Raw genomic sequence first — 14380 nt, 5'->3', positions numbered from 1 at the left:
TGCCGCGGCGGGGGCGCTGCGGCAGGGCGGCGCCGGGCGGGCGGCGTTCAGCGGTCCTCGTTCAGCGAGCCGGCGGCGGTGCCGCCGAGGGCGAGCCGGAGCCGCTTGGGCAGTCCGGCGACGACGATCGCGTGGGACTCCTCGATCAGCTCCAGCACCAGCCCGGACTCCACCGCCCCGCCCGCATCGACGGTCACCCAGTGCTTCTTGTTCAGGTGGTACCCGGGCTCGATGCCCTCGACCCCCGCGACGAGGTGCACCACGTTCTCGGGCAGCGCCTTGACGCTCACGACGGGGCGCTCGAAGCGCTCCGACTCGAGCGCGAAGACCTTCCCGGCGACCTTCCACACCCGCGTGCCCGGGCCGAACGGGAAGCTCGCCTCCGCCCCCGCGAGCCCCTCGAGGAGCCGCCGTACCGCCGTGTCGTCCATCCGATCATCCTCCCGCACCCGACTGCGCCGGAGGCGGAACGCGCCCGCTCACCGGACCCGACCCGAGTCCCATCGGAGCGGCGCCCGTCGCCGCCGCTCCGGCGCCGAGGTCGGACGACGCGACGGCAGCGTCGGAGGAGCCGGAACGGAGCGGACGTCCTGATGGGTCGATGAGCGACTGCGGATGCGCCGGCGATCCTCCTCTCGCCGCCGGGGATCCGCGAACGAGCCCGCGCCCGGCCGAGGTGAGGCCGATCAGTCGGATCACGACGAGGCCGTGCAGCCGACGGAGACGCTGCACCTGAACGAGGAGGACGCCCTCGGGAGGCGGTCCTGCCCGTGCGCGCCTGGTGACGGAATCACGAAGGCCGTAGAGGCCATCCTCCGATCGGCCTTGTAGGGGTTCCTCGGGCGGGAAAGCGAGCGGGGAGACGCATCCGGGCAGCCGACACCGGAGCGCCTCATCCGGCCGGACTCACGGCCCGATCGATCCGCCAGGAGAGAGAAGGAACACAAGCGGGAGACGGCTCTGCGCCTCACCTGTCGATCAATCATCTCTCTTGCGGCAGAACAGGGCGACCTCGGAGTGAGGCGGATAGTCGTTCCGCCGCCGTTTCGGAGCCTCTCTCATCTGTCTCGAGATCGTCGAACCCCGTTGCGTGGAATTACTTGGTGTGCAGTAGTCTCAGGCCTGCCGCGGGAAGGACAGCCCTCTCGCGAAATCAATCGTCGCGGAAAAACTCTCGGGACGCTGCGACATGAGCAGTGGATCTTCCGAGGGAACGTCTGCCGTCTACGGCTCAGGTCGTTCGTTGAAGATCCGCAGGCCATTCGTCCAACCAGAGAGGCATATTATGTCGAACACGTCCCCTTCTGATTCGCCCGTTCCGGCTCGCAATGCGGTTCCCGGCCGCCGGACCGTCCTGCAGGCGGCCGCATGGACCACTCCCGTCGTCGTCGCGGCGATCGGTGCGCCGCTCGCCGCCGCATCGGCCCCGGTGACCGTGCGCACGGTCGCTTTCGTCGACCAGGAGGGTGGCGATGCCACTACTTCCTACACGACGAGCAGCTGCAACCCGTTCAACGCCTACCTCCAGGTGAGCGATTCCGGAGTTCCGGCCGCCGCAGGCATCGCGGTGACGGTGACTCTGCCGACCGCGCTGCGCTGGTACGACGGCACGGCCACACCTCGCACGCTGTTCACGGGTGCCGGCGGAAGCCTCCTCCTGGAGGGCTTCAACGGTCTGCGTTTCGCCACCGCCGGAGTCAGCCAGACGGGCACCATCACGGCCACGACAGCAGGCGTGGTGAATCCGGCCCAGCCGACCGTTCCCGTGGCCGATGCGACCACCGCAGCGATCGTGAACGGCACCAGCGGCACCCGCACCTCGACCTTCCGCGGACGTCGCAACAATGTCGAGTCCGAGATGCCGGAAGCTGTCACCACTGTGGTCGATTTCGCAGTCGCGTGGACCGGCGTCGGTGACACGGCTGCGTCTGCGACCTACCTGAGCTACGTCGTCTCCCAGGACGGCGACGTCTACTCGCACACCGCCCCCTCCGGCGGCTTCTACGAGTGGGACACGACGACCCCCATCCGCATCGGCATGACCAGCATCGCGGCGGATGACGGTCTGATCATCGCCGGCGGCGACCGCGGAGCCCGCCTGTTCTCGGCCAGCGGCAGCACGGTGTACGACTGGGACGGCGTCGCGCTCGCGGCCGCGCCCGGAGGCCGCACTGTCCTCGACATCGCCGTGTCGTTCAGCGACGACAGCCTGTGGCGGGTGTCGCTCGTCGCGACCGACGGGACGGCTTGGGAGGCGACGAAGACCATCGAGGCCGGAGCGTCTTGGTCGCCGTGGACGCAGGTCCTCGCCACAGTCACCGGGCTGCGTCAGGTCGCCGCCGACACCCAGGTCTTCGGCGCGACGCGTCGCATCTTCGCGACGACGGCCGCTGTGTTCGACCAGGACGGCACCCAGCTCACCGCACTTCCGGCCGGACGCACGGCGAAGGACCTCGGAGTCGAGATCGGCGGCAACTGGATCAACGTGATCGGTGACAACAACCAGTACTACCGCACCCCGTTGAGCAACCCCGGGACGTGGGACAGCAACAGCACCGGCAGCCCCGTCGTCACGATCACGAACGTCACCAGCGTGGCGTCGGCCTCGACGCCGAACATCGGCATCCGCGCGTTCTACGTGGCAGGCGCGGCACTCTGCGGCTGAGCTGATCACCAGGGGGCGCCCTGACGACGGCGCGCCCCCCGAGCAGGACTCGCGGGTCCGGTGACGTCCTCCCCTCGATCACCGAGGGAGGACGTCACCGGACCCGCTCGTGCGAGCGGATGCCTCGCTCACAGGACGACCGGCTCGGGCGGACGGGGACAGGGCCTCGATCCCCGGTCGCGCTCACCGGCCCGAACCCGACACGACCCGAGCGATCCGCGACGTCCTGAACGGAGAGCGGAAGCGCCCCGGGAAGCCGTGACACGGCTCGTCATCGGCTCCGAGCAGCTCCCCGTCGAGGCAGGATCGTCCGCCGGCGAGGCACTCGCCCCCGGAGCGCCCGACCACGGGCGCCTGGCCGCGGCCGTGGCCGGAGCCGATGACCGCAGACGCATGCGCCGATCTCGGCTCCACGCCCAGGAGCACTCCGGCGCAGCACCTGTCCGTCTCGATGAGCACGAGTGTGCCGTCGTCGTTTCCGGCAGCGGAAGCGTCCTGCTCGTCCCTGCCGGCGACGAAGTGCCCGCCGTCGGTGCCCGACGATCGTCCGCCGGTCTCCCCTCGCGAGCTCTCGCGGCGCCTCTCCCGAGTCTTCTCCTGCCGTTGCGCGTCACGCCCCATCGACAGCGGCGGGACGCCGCGACACCGCATCAGCACCGGACGCACGAGCGCCGACCGCGCGAGCCGAGAGACCTGAGCCGCCCGACGGATCCGACCCGCCGAACCACCTCGACTCCCCGTGCTCGGGACGTCTCCGCCGCCGACGTCCGAGCGGTCGTCGACGGCGCACAACGGAGGTCCGAGCGCGTCCTCATCGTCGGGGAATAGTCGGAATAGCCGAGAGCATCCCCTAGGAGGGGCCTTTGCGCGGAGCTTCGCTCAGGACGGAGGAGCACGACGCCCGACCACTACGCTGAGGGCAGGTCGCTTATGCGAGAGAACAGCGGTCAGTCGCAGACAGGGCTCACACGGTGAAACTGCAAACACCCACTTCCACGAAGAGCGCTTCCTCCGAGAAGGGCCGGAGCTCCTGGTCCCGAGCAGTGGCCAGAAAACTCGTCATCACCGATGTCCTCGTCATCGTGTTCTCGGTCTTCAGCAGTCAGTTCTTCTGGTTCGGAGTGGAGAGCCGAGAATTGTTCGTGGCCGGCCATCAGCCGGAGATCGCGGGCCTGCTCGCGAACTACTGGATCGTCTCCTCGATGATCGTGGTGCTGTGGGCCGCCCTGTTGAAGTTCTACGCCACACGCGAAGACCGTGTCCTCGGCGGAGAGGTGACGGAGTACAAGCGCATCCTCGATGCGACGCTCCTGCTGTTCGCCGTGATCACGTGCGTCGCCTACCTCGGCCAGATCGGCTTCGCCCGCGGGTACATCATCACCGCGCTCCCGCTCGGCCTCGTCCTGCTCTGGCTCGGACGCGGAGCCTGGAGGGTGTGGCTGCGGCAGCAGCGCAGCGCGGGCCGGTACTCCTCCTCCGTCGTCCTCGTCGGCTCGCCACGGAGCGTCGAGCACATCTACCGCGAGCTCGTCCGCGCCACCGGGGCCGGGTATCTCGTTGTCGGCGTGTGCATCCCCGAGGATCTGGCCAGCGATCGGGTGAGCGGGTGGGGGGTGCCTGTCTTCGAGAACATCACGGTGGATGCGGTGCCGGGCATCCTGAACCGGACCGGCGCCGATACCGTCATCATCACGAGCAGCGACCACCTGCCACCCGAGCAGATCCGACAGTTGAGCTGGAGTCTCGAGCCGAGGCGCCAGCACCTGGTCATGGCGCCGAGCCTCACCGACATCAGCGGACCGAGGATCCACATGCGCCCGGTGGCGGGCCTTCCTCTCGTGCACATCGAGACACCTCGATTCGAGGGCAGCAAGCAGGCCCGCAAGCGTGCCCTCGACATCGTCGGATCGCTGAGCCTCATCGCCGTGCTGATGCCTCTCATCGCCTCGGTCGCACTGGCCGTCAAGCTGACGAGCTCGGGGCCCCTGTTCTATCGCCAGACGCGGATCGGCATCAACGGCAAGCCCTTCGGCATGATCAAGTTCCGCTCGATGGTGGTGAACGCTCATGATCAGCTCGCCGAGCTGCTCGCCGCTCAGGGAACGTCCGGAACACCACTGTTCAAGATCACTGACGACCCTCGCATCACACCGATCGGACGCTTCATGCGCAAGTACTCGATCGACGAGGTCCCTCAGCTCTTCAACGTGCTGAGAGGCGACATGTCGCTCGTCGGGCCGCGGCCGCAGGTGGCGGGAGAAGTCGAGCTCTACGACGAGGCCGCGCGCCGGCGCCTCAACGTCAAGCCGGGCATGACCGGGCTCTGGCAGGTCAGCGGGCGGTCGACGCTCTCCTGGGAGGACGCCATCCGACTGGATCTGTACTACGTGGAGAACTGGTCGTTCACCGGGGACCTCGCGCTGCTCGCGAGAACCGTGCAGGCCGTCGTCGCCCCCGGAGGCGGCGCCCACTGACGCATCGGGCCACCGCGCGAGCGGCCGGTCCTCACATCTCGGTGACGACCGCGTCGTCGATGCCGACCGTTCCCGCGGCGGGGTCGTTCAGGCCGACGGTCACGCGGAAATGCGACGCCCAGGACGGCGCCTGGCGATCCACGCCGGTCGCGGGTCTTACCCGGAACGGGAGTGCCGCGGCCATCGCCGCCATCGACTGCGTCGTCGAGGAGACGGGCTCCGAGCGGACGGTGACAGGGATGCCGCGGGCGTCACGACCGGAGACGGTGACGAAGGACTCCGAGACGATCATCGACCCGTTCGCAGCGGCCTGTCCGATGACGAGGTCGGCGGCGTAGACCCGCCCGGGTCTGCTGAGCACATCGAACGAGAGACTCGTCTGTCCGGTGCCTGTCTTCCGGACCAGGAGCCGCCCTGACGCGACGGCGAGCGTGGCCGACGGGCTCGCACTCCGAGAGGTGGCGTCCGGAGTGTCCAGGTACGCGTCCGCGACCGTGCCCACATCGAAGGCTCCATCGACGAGCCGGTTCGCGGCGCGGTGGACGAGAACCGAGGTCGGCACGACGGAGGGCTCGTCCAGGATCGAGACGTCCGCCAACCGGACGAGTCCGGTCCCTCCGACGAGGTAGCCCGATGCCGGAGCGACGTTGCGGAAGGAGGTGCTCGTCACGACGATCCCGCCTCCCCAGCTCCTGTGAGCCGTCTCGAAGACTGTGGCCGCCGCCAGCGGGGCGGCGGCGGAGACCGTGCCGCCGTTGATGCTGATCCTGGCCGTCGTCGTCGCAGCGGTGGAGAACGCGCTGACCGTGCTCGCCGGGGTCAGGCGGACGGTCGCAGCGTGCAGCGTGACGGCACCCCCTGAAGCCTCGACCGCGCGATCGCATCCGCTGATGGCCAGCGACGTCGTGTGCAGCTCGCCACTGGTCGACGCGGAGGACAGTCCCGTCGTGCACGAGCGCACAGAACCGCCGACCATCGCGAGATTCGCCCCAGGGGCAGTGCCGGCGACCAGGACGCCCGTGCCGCACTCCTCCACGGCCACGTGGAAGAGGCGCAGATGCTCGGCGCCGGGACCGAACCGGACACCCGTCTCGAATCCGATGATCTCCACTCCGTACAGTCCTGCGCCTCGGACGCCTGTCGCCGAGGACAGCTCGAGGCCGACGGATCCAGGAGCCGCTCGGCCGGGACCCGTGAGGCGCAGTCCGCGCAGGCTCACGCGCGTGTGCGGCGCATCATCGGAGGCCTCGGAGGCGGTGAGGACGAGCGCCGATCCCGACACCGCCGTCGCATCGACATCGCCTCCGGCGAACTCCATCGACACACGCGAGAGGTCGATCGTCAAGGGTGCTGTCAGCACGACGGGCTCGGAGACGACCAGGAAGGACTCGGTCGCGAGGGCGTGAGCCGCGTCGAGAGCGGCCCGGAGCCGCTGCTCAGCAGTCGCTCCCGGGAACTCGGTCGAGTCCCGGAAGCCGTCCAGCCGTGCGTCCGGGAAGGCGTTGGCCGCTGTCGCCGGGGGGGCCGTCGCCACCGCCGTCACGGCGCCCGCGCCCGCTGCCGCCGTCAGGCTCAGAAGCGCCCGTCGTCCTCGATCCCGCGATGATGCTCCCATTCCCGAACAGTACGGAGGAAAGGCCGCCGTCACGACCGCCGTTCACACCCCCCGCACGGCGCACACTGCTGCACGATGTCTCACCTTCAGCGCGAGGGCAGCCTGTGGACCACGTCTGCTGTGCTCAGCTCCAGGAGGAAACTGAGCACGTCCTCCTCGAGGACCTCTCGGGGGACGCCGAACTCGTCGGCGAGCCCCGCGAGGATCTCGACGGTCGTGGACGGATGCTCGAGCCTTCTCCAGATCGCGTGCGCCGTGCCCTTCAGCACGAGGGGCACGGGAAACGGCGACAACAGGTTCAGCAGCACCGCCTGCGCGTCGTCCTCGACGAAGGCCAGCTGATCGGATCGCGCCCACACGGCGTGATCCAGAGCTCCCGGATCGACGGTGGTCACGAGTGGGTCGCATTCTCTCGGCGACGGCGTCGACGATCGGCGGCGAGCGAGCGCACGAGCCCGAGGAACGCCCGCAGATCTGACAACGACGGCCGATCGAAGCGGACCATCCCCGTCTCCGCAGCCCTCCGGCGCGCCCGGCGTGTGAGACCGATCACGGTCGTCAGCGCGGACACGATCAGCACGATGCGCCGCTTCCCTGTGGCCTCGACGAAGGCGAGCGCCCAGTGATAGCTGGACCGCCCCGTTCCGGCCACCCGCAGATCCCACAACCGGCGCTCGTGCACGGCCAGGTCGTCCGGCACGTCCAGCCCGAGGGCGTGGAGCACCGGGCGGAGGGGGTAGGCGCTGCGGGTGCTCTCGACGAGCAGGAGCAGCGCCTCCCGGTCCGATTCGCTCGCGCCCCTGAGGAACCCGATGACCGACTCGAGCTCGGACGTGCTCCGGGCAAGGAGGGGATCCTTCAGCGCGTGGAGCGCGACGACGACCGCGCCCGCGACCGGGGAGGGCACAGCGACCCTCCTGTGCGCGATCGTCACGGTCCGGTGCGACGTCCACAGCACGTCGAGGACTTCCTCCGGCTCTGCGAAGAATCCGGGGTAGCGGTCGTGCACGTCGATGTCGCAGGTCCACTGCGGATGGAACAGGGTCACGGAGTGCACCGGGTAAGCGCGCGGGGCCGGGCGGTCGGGCCGGGGGATCCATCCGCGCTCGGCCAGCAGGTCGACGAGGCGCTGGACGTCCGCCGGGTGGACGAGCACGTCGACATCGCTGGACACGCGTCTCGTGCGGATGCCCTGTGCATGGGCGGTGGGCCCCTTGATGAACAGGGCGCGGAGCCCGTGCGTGGAGGAGAGGTGCGCGGTGAGGGCGTGTGCGAGGTGTACCGCATCATCGAGGGAGAGCTCGGTCGTCGCGGGTGCGGAGCTCACCGTCGATCCGACAACTGCCGGTGCCGACCGGTGGACGGCGCCGGACGCACCGCCATGGATCGCGACACCGCCGCTGCCCGTCGCTCCGAGTCGAGGCCGGACCGGGCGATCGAGGTCGTCGCCGGCAGCGGCTCGGAGGCGAGCGATGCGGCGTACGCCAGCGCGATCCACACGGTCAAGGCGGTCCACGCGGGGGCGGAGGCCAGAGCGACGGCGAGGAAGACCCCCAGACCCAGTGCCGTCCCGTTGCGCCGATATCCCCGCACGATCAGCATCACGAGGAGGACGGCGAAGAGGGCCAGGGCGATCACTCCGGTCTCGGCAGCGAGCTGGGCGTAGACGTTGTTCGCGAGACCGCGAGAGGCGCCGTTCGAGGTGAGCCCCGCCACCGCCTGGGAGTAGTCGGTCCTCCACACGCCGAACCGGCCGGGTCCGACTCCGAACAGCGGATTGTCCGCGGCCATGGTGAAGCCCGTGCTCGACGACTGGGATCGGACGTTCAGCGAGCGGGTGCCGACGTCGACGGCGCCTGTGCCCAGTCCGAGCTTCGAGAGCTGCGCGAGGACGAAGCGCTGCAGGGCGGGAACGAGCAGGACGATCACCGCGCCCAGCGCGCCGACGCTGAAGATCTGCACTCCCACTCCCCGCTGGGGGCGGAGCGTCGCCGTGAGGACCGCCGCAGAGACGGTCGCGATCAGTGCCGACGTCGACTGCGAGTAGACGAGGCAGGCGACGGCGGCGGCGATTCCGATGCGGTCGCGACGGCGCAGGCAGGCGAACAGCGCGATCCCGGCGAAGAAACCGAGGTAGTTCCCCTCGAGGAACGGGCCGTTCCTCGGCAGGCTGACGCCGAAGGTCGCCCCCATCTGAATCGTCGAGTTGAGGAGAGCGGGCAGCGGGACCCCGGCGAGGTGGAGGGCCAGCTGGATCGCGCAGAAGACGAAAGCGAGGCGGACGGCGATCGAGAGAGCCCGCTCCATGTCCTGGAATCCCAGTCGGTGGCCGACGTACCACCAGACCGCGAGGGCCAGCAGAGCGTATCCGCAGTAGAGGATCATGTCGTTGGTGAAGCCCAGGTCATAGCCGTAGGCGGCTGGAACCTCGGGTTGCTTGAACAGGAATGCCCAGATCGTCGCCAGAACGACCAGCGCACCGAGCCCCAGCACGATCTCCCGTCCCACCGGCGTGTACCGGTCCTTCTGGACGGTGATCACGGAGAAGCCGATGGCCAGGATGACGGCGATCTCGGTGATCTTCAGCGGAGAGCCGACCTGAATGGTGAGCGCCTGCTGGAACGGCATGAAGACGATGGCGAGGAACAGAAGCCGCTGGACGACATCCAGACGCGCCGCGCCCTCTCGCGTCGTCGCGGTCGCAGCGCCCCCTCGAGCCATCGCGCGCCTCATCTCCGACGTGATCGAGCATCGATCGTCTCCTGCAGCAGCTCCGTTCAGCTCTGTAGGACTACAGACTAACCACGGTCCCGGTCCCCCGGAGGTGGTCCCCTTTCGACCTCATACCGTCGGCCGGGAGCACATAGGATCGCTCACGGAGTCATGCCGACGGACCGCGTGGTCGGTGAGGGATCCTGTCCGATGGTCATCGACAGGGACCGGAGCCTTCCACGGCTCGGCCAAGCCGGAAGGGCGCGAACGGTTGACAAGCGGATCCACACTCGCTGAGGACTGGCGCGAAGGCGAGCGCACGATCGTGCACGTGACGGAGAGCTTCGGCGCAGGTACCGCGTCGGCGATCAGCGACTACGTAGCGGCCACGCCCGCCTTCCAGCACAGGCTCGTGTATTCACCGCGGGAGGACTCTCCGGTACCGGAGAGCGCCTTCGCGTCGTTCGCAGGCGTGACGGCGCTGCCGACAGGGCACGTCGCCCGAGTCCGCGCTCTGCGAACGGTTCTGGCCGGAATGCCGGGCGCTGTCGTGCACGCGCACTCCAGCTTCGGCGGAGCGTACGCGCGCCTCGCGGTCCGGGCGGGCCGGCGACGTCCGATCGTCTACACGCCGCACTGCTACGGCTTCGAGCGCCGAGACCTCCCGCTGCCCGCCCGGGCGGCGTTCCGGGTCTTCGAGGGCGTCCTCGCCTTCAACACCACCGTGTTCGCCGCCTGCTCAGCTCGCGAGGCCCGTCTGAGCCGGTGGCCGTTCAGCCGGGCGGAGGTCGTGCACGTCCCCAACTCGGTGCCCGCCTCGCTCCCGCCCGCCACTCGCCCCGGCGGGCCGAGGCCTCTCCGCCTCGTCGGCGCCGGTCGGCTCTCGACGCACAAGGATCCCCGATTCTTCGCCGAGGCCGTGGAGGCCGTGCGCGCCGCCGGCCATTCCGTCGACGCGACGTGGATCGGCGGAGGCGAGGGGCGTCACCGCACCGCCCTCGACCAGGCCGGCGTCCACGTCACCGGCTGGCTCAGCCGCGACGAGGCGCTCCGCCGACTGGGCGATGCCGACGTGTACCTGCACAGCGCGCAGTGGGAGGGGATGCCGATGGCCGTTCTGGAGGCGCACGGCATGGGGCTGGCCCTCGTCGTGCGGGACATCCCCGCCTTCGATCGCCTCGGCCTGCCCCTGGTCGCGCACTCCCCCCACGATGTGGCGTCGTACTGGGGCGATCTGGAGGACCCGGCGGCCCGTTCCCGTCTCGTCGCCGCCGCCGAGCACGCCCTCGCCCTGAACACCGTGCAGCACCAGTCGCAGATGCTCGAGCGGCTCTACCTCGGCCTGCTGCCGACCGCCCCTCGGAGGAGGAAGCCATGACGACAGTGCTCGTCTCCGCCCGTGTCCTCGACAGACAGGTCGGCGGCAACACCCGATACGCCCGCACCGTCTACAGCGGGCTCGCCGGACACGGCGTGCAGCACGTGCTGTCCCGACCTCCGATCGAGGGGGGCCGAGCCCGCAGCGCCGTCTACGGCGCCTATGAGGGACTCGTGCTGCCGAGGCTCCGCCCCTCCGGGATCGACGTCCTCCACTTCCCCGCGGACACGGGGCCGCTGGTTCCGAGCCGCCTCCCGATCGTCGGCACGATCCACGGGCTGGCGACACTCCACGTGGACGATGTGCGCAGCCGGAGCTCCGACCGGTTGTGGCGCCTGCGCGTCGCGCGTCTCGCAGCACTCTCGACCACGATCATCACGGTCTCCGATTCCTCCGCCCGGGACATCGCGACTGTCGCACCCGACGCCGCCGGGAAGATCGTCACCATCCCGCACGGGATCGACCACGACACGTTCAACACCCGCTCCACCGACCAGGACTCCGTCGCGCTCGACGAGCTGGGGATCGACGGCCCGTACTTCCTCTACGCGGGCAACCTCGACCCCCGCAAGAACATCATCGAGCTGTGCCGAGCCGCCTCGAAGGTCTTCGACGAGACGGGGGTGCCGCTCCTGGTGTCCGGCGCTCCGGCGTGGGAGAGCGACGCGATCCTCGAGGCGGTCCGCGGAACCCGCGGCGTGCGCTACCTCGGCCGCGTACCGGATGAGGCGCTCGTCCCGCTGCTCCGGGGAGCGCTCGCCTTCTGCTTCCCCTCCACCTACGAGGGCTTCGGCTTCCCGGTCGTCGAGGCCATGGCGTGCGGCGTTCCCGTCATCTGCAGCGATCGCGGGTCGCTCGCCGAGGTGGCGGGCGGCGCGGCGCTGACGCTCACCGACATCGGCGCGACGGCGATCGCCGATCACATGCGCGAGATCGTCGCCGATCCGTCCCTCCGCAACGACCTGCGGAGCCGGGGTCTGATCAACGCTCGACGATTCCACTGGTCGGACTCCATCGCAGCGCATGCTCGCGTCTTCGAGGAGGCCGCGCGGTGAGGGTCACGATCGTCCACGCCTACAGCACCACCAACTCCGGCGACGGCCTGCTCGTCGAGGAGGCGCGGGAGCTGGTCCTCTCGGCCCTGCCGATGGCGGAGATCACGCTCGTCGCCCTCGATCCCGCGAGCTTCGACGAGGAGCTCTACGAGAGTGTCCTGCACCCCCTCACCGGCCGTGCCGGCAGCATCGGCAGCCTCGAGACGCTGCGACGCGGTGGGGTCGCGCTGCTCTCCGGCCGCCGGAGCGCCGGCTACGCCCGGGCGATCGCCGGGTCCGACCTCGTCGTCGGCGTGGGGGGCGGCTACCTCCGCACCAAGAATCCCGTCGAAGTCGTCAAGATGATGTGCACCAACTTCGTCCAGATGCCCCGGCGCAGCGACCGCGTTCCGTTCGTCTACCTTCCGCAGAGCATCGGGCCGCTCAATCTCGGGACCCGCCGTGTGATCGCGGCGCGACTGGCCCGCGCCGTCGGGGTCTTCGCCCGGGACGACCGCTCCGTCGAGGAGCTGTCCGGCCTCGCGAACGTGCACCGCGCTCCGGACATGGCCCTTCTGGGCCTCCCCGACGAGTTCGATCCGAGGACCGTCGTGCGGGCCGGAGCTCCCGGGCCCGTCGGGATCGTCGCCCGCGCGCTGTCCTCGAGCCGGTCGCGACGTGCCGCCTACGAGTCGCGGATCGACGCCCTCGCGCGCGATCCGGAGTCGGAGCTGCTCGCTCAAGCCACCGCTCGCGGCAACAACGATCCGCAGTTCTACGAGCGGCTCGGCCACGAAGGGCCATTCCGCCTGCTCCGCGACGCGGTCGGCAGCGGGGTCGCGGATCGGCCGGCGGTCGTGGTCTCGGTCCGGCTGCACGGCAGCATCCAGACCATCCGCAGCGGCGTTCCGAGTGTCCATCTGAGCTACGAGCGGAAGGGCTGGGGTGCCTACGACGACCTCGGGATCGACCGGTTCGTGCACAACGCCTTCGACGCCGATCTCTCGCTCATCCGCGACCAGATCGCTGAGCTGCGGGAGGACCCGTCCGACTACTGGAGGCGCGTCGGAGACTCCGTGTCGGCGCTGCGGATGCAGCGAGGACGACTCGTCGACCTCCTCGTCGACGCCTCCGGACCGGTCGGGCGCCCGTGAAGATCGTCTTCGCGAGCCACACCGCCGAGGTCGGGGTCTTCCGAGTGGGGAGCCACCACCTGGCTCGCGAGCTCTCGCGCCTCGGGAACACGGTGACGCACGTCTCGACGCCGTCCTCGCTCCTGCACGCGGGGCGCCTGCGGGACGCCACCGTGCGGGCCCGCTTCGGTCTTGCGCTGCGAGGTCCACGCACGGACGCGGCGGGCGTCGTGCACGCCGAACCGCTCACCGTCGCCCCACTGGGATCGCTCCCGGCGCGGATGCGGACGCCGTCTCTGCGGGTGCCGCTGCGGCCCTGGCGGGCGCCCAGTGGGGCGATGCGTCCTGATGTCCTCATCGTCGACCAGCCCCTGATGGGCGTGCCGCTCTTCGAGCTCCTGCAGCCGAAGCGTGTCGTCTACCGGCCCACGGACGCTCATTTCGAACCGGGGATGCGGGCGGCGGAGATCGAGCTCCTCGAGCGGGCGGACGCTCTCGTCGCCACGTCGGAGCCGGTGCTGCGCGCGGTCTCCGAGGGAGTGGCCGCGCCGGAGCGCACGCTGGTCCTCGAGAACGGAGTCGAGTACGAGCGGTTCCACGGTCTCGGTGCCGAGCGTGCGGGAGTCGTCTACCTCGGGGCGCTCGACCGCCGCTTCGACTGGGGAGGAGTCCGGATGCTCGCCTCGGCGTTCCCTGACGTCCCCTTCCGACTCGCCGGTCCGCTCCCGAAGAACGTGGAGACGCTGCCCGCGAACGTGGAGCTGCTCGGCGCCGTGCCCTACTCCCGGGCGCCCGCGCTGCTGAAGAGCGCCCGCGTCGGGCTGCTCCCGCTCTCGGACGACCCGGGCAACGCGGGTCGCAGCCCGATGAAGTACTTCGAGTACCTCGCCGCCGGCCTCAGGATCGTCTCGTCCGCCTCCCCTGCACTGCGAGCCCGCTCCGCCCCTGGCGTCTGGCTCTACGACGACCCTGCGGGCGCAGAGAACGGGCTGCGGTCCGCGCTGGAGGCTGCGGCGTCGGGACCCAACCGGGAGGGCTCGGTCTACGCGGAGCAGTACGGCTGGCACCGTCGCGCCGCCGACCTCGCACAGCTGCTCGACGCGGTGCTGGCGGCACCGCGCCGAGTGCGGCGCTGACGGCCCGTCCTCAGCGCCGCCAGCGGTCGATCGGGAAGGCGTCCAGCAGGGGCGCCGGATCCCACGCAGCCAGCGGGCGTCTAGGAGTGCAGCCGGATCCGCGTCGCGTGAGCCACGGCGGAGTCGAGATCATCGAAGAGGGTGTACTCCGACCCGGTCCGTCCTGTCCCCTCGAAGTAGTCCTGGTACGTGAACGGCGGCTCGGCGCTGAACGCCTCATTCGACTCCCTGCG

General features: G+C 70.0%; 11 protein-coding genes. 6 read left to right on the top strand and 5 right to left on the bottom strand.

The features are described from left to right. Positions 1-47: 47 nt before the first annotated feature. A complete protein-coding gene (locus C5C57_RS04580; RefSeq protein WP_104222787.1) occupies positions 48-431 on the bottom strand; it encodes an MmcQ/YjbR family DNA-binding protein in 384 nt (127 codons plus the stop codon). A gap of 854 nt (positions 432-1285) precedes the next feature. Here C5C57_RS04580 and C5C57_RS04575 point away from each other — a divergent pair. Both C5C57_RS04575 and C5C57_RS04565 read left to right on the top strand, forming a co-directional pair. After that, positions 1286-2665 carry a hypothetical protein gene (locus C5C57_RS04575; RefSeq protein ID WP_146078822.1) on the top strand — a complete coding sequence of 460 codons (1380 nt, stop codon included), beginning with the start codon at positions 1286-1288 and terminating at the stop codon, positions 2663-2665. A gap of 1043 nt (positions 2666-3708) precedes the next feature. Further along, positions 3709-5139 carry a sugar transferase gene (locus C5C57_RS04565; protein WP_258063295.1) on the top strand — a complete coding sequence of 477 codons (1431 nt, stop codon included), beginning with the start codon at positions 3709-3711 and terminating at the stop codon, positions 5137-5139. Between the two features lie 31 nt (positions 5140-5170). Here C5C57_RS04565 and C5C57_RS04560 read toward each other — a convergent pair whose 3' ends face one another. The 4 genes from C5C57_RS04560 to C5C57_RS04545 form a co-directional block, all read right to left on the bottom strand. Then, positions 5171-6673 carry a hypothetical protein gene (locus C5C57_RS04560; RefSeq protein WP_146082353.1) on the bottom strand — a complete coding sequence of 501 codons (1503 nt, stop codon included), beginning with the start codon at positions 6671-6673 and terminating at the stop codon, positions 5171-5173. Positions 6674-6840: 167 nt separating this feature from the next. Then, positions 6841-7149, bottom strand: a complete 309-nt coding sequence (locus C5C57_RS18010; RefSeq protein ID WP_181027179.1) for a PqqD family protein — start codon at positions 7147-7149, stop codon at positions 6841-6843. Further along, the gene (locus tag C5C57_RS18005) at positions 7146-8081 is read right to left on the bottom strand and encodes a nucleotidyltransferase family protein (RefSeq protein WP_181027180.1); all 936 of its coding nucleotides are present in this window, start codon (positions 8079-8081) and stop codon (positions 7146-7148) included. The genes C5C57_RS18010 and C5C57_RS18005 overlap by 4 nt, the downstream gene beginning before the upstream one ends. Then, a complete protein-coding gene (locus tag C5C57_RS04545; protein ID WP_181065640.1) occupies positions 8078-9475 on the bottom strand; it encodes an O-antigen ligase in 1398 nt (465 codons plus the stop codon). The genes C5C57_RS18005 and C5C57_RS04545 overlap by 4 nt, the downstream gene beginning before the upstream one ends. On the opposite strand from C5C57_RS04545, the gene C5C57_RS04540 reads away from it, so the two are divergent. Genes C5C57_RS04540 through C5C57_RS04525 form a run of 4 tightly spaced genes read left to right on the top strand, consistent with a single transcriptional unit; the run spans position 9357 to position 14147 of the window. After that, entirely contained in the window at positions 9357-10844 is a 1488-nt protein-coding gene (locus C5C57_RS04540; RefSeq protein WP_104297362.1) for a glycosyltransferase family 4 protein, read from the top strand. The two genes, C5C57_RS04545 and C5C57_RS04540, sit on opposite strands and share 119 nt — an antisense overlap. Continuing rightward, positions 10841-11899, top strand: a complete 1059-nt coding sequence (locus C5C57_RS04535) for a glycosyltransferase family 1 protein (protein ID WP_104225715.1) — start codon at positions 10841-10843, stop codon at positions 11897-11899. Before C5C57_RS04540 ends, C5C57_RS04535 begins: the two co-directional genes overlap by 4 nt. Further along, positions 11896-13032: a polysaccharide pyruvyl transferase family protein gene (locus C5C57_RS04530; protein WP_181069090.1), complete on the top strand. Its 1137-nt coding sequence runs from the start codon at positions 11896-11898 to the stop codon at positions 13030-13032. The genes C5C57_RS04535 and C5C57_RS04530 overlap by 4 nt, the downstream gene beginning before the upstream one ends. Beyond that, a complete protein-coding gene (locus C5C57_RS04525) occupies positions 13029-14147 on the top strand; it encodes a glycosyltransferase (protein WP_104297346.1) in 1119 nt (372 codons plus the stop codon). The genes C5C57_RS04530 and C5C57_RS04525 overlap by 4 nt, the downstream gene beginning before the upstream one ends. Positions 14148-14380 lie beyond the last annotated feature (233 nt).

The sequence above is a fragment of the Rathayibacter sp. AY1C5 genome, assembly GCF_002931705.1.
In the GTDB taxonomy this organism is placed as follows: Bacteria; Actinomycetota; Actinomycetes; order Actinomycetales; family Microbacteriaceae; genus Rathayibacter.
The sequence above is the reverse complement of the archived record's forward strand: the minus strand, read 5'-3'. Positions and strand labels throughout refer to the sequence as shown.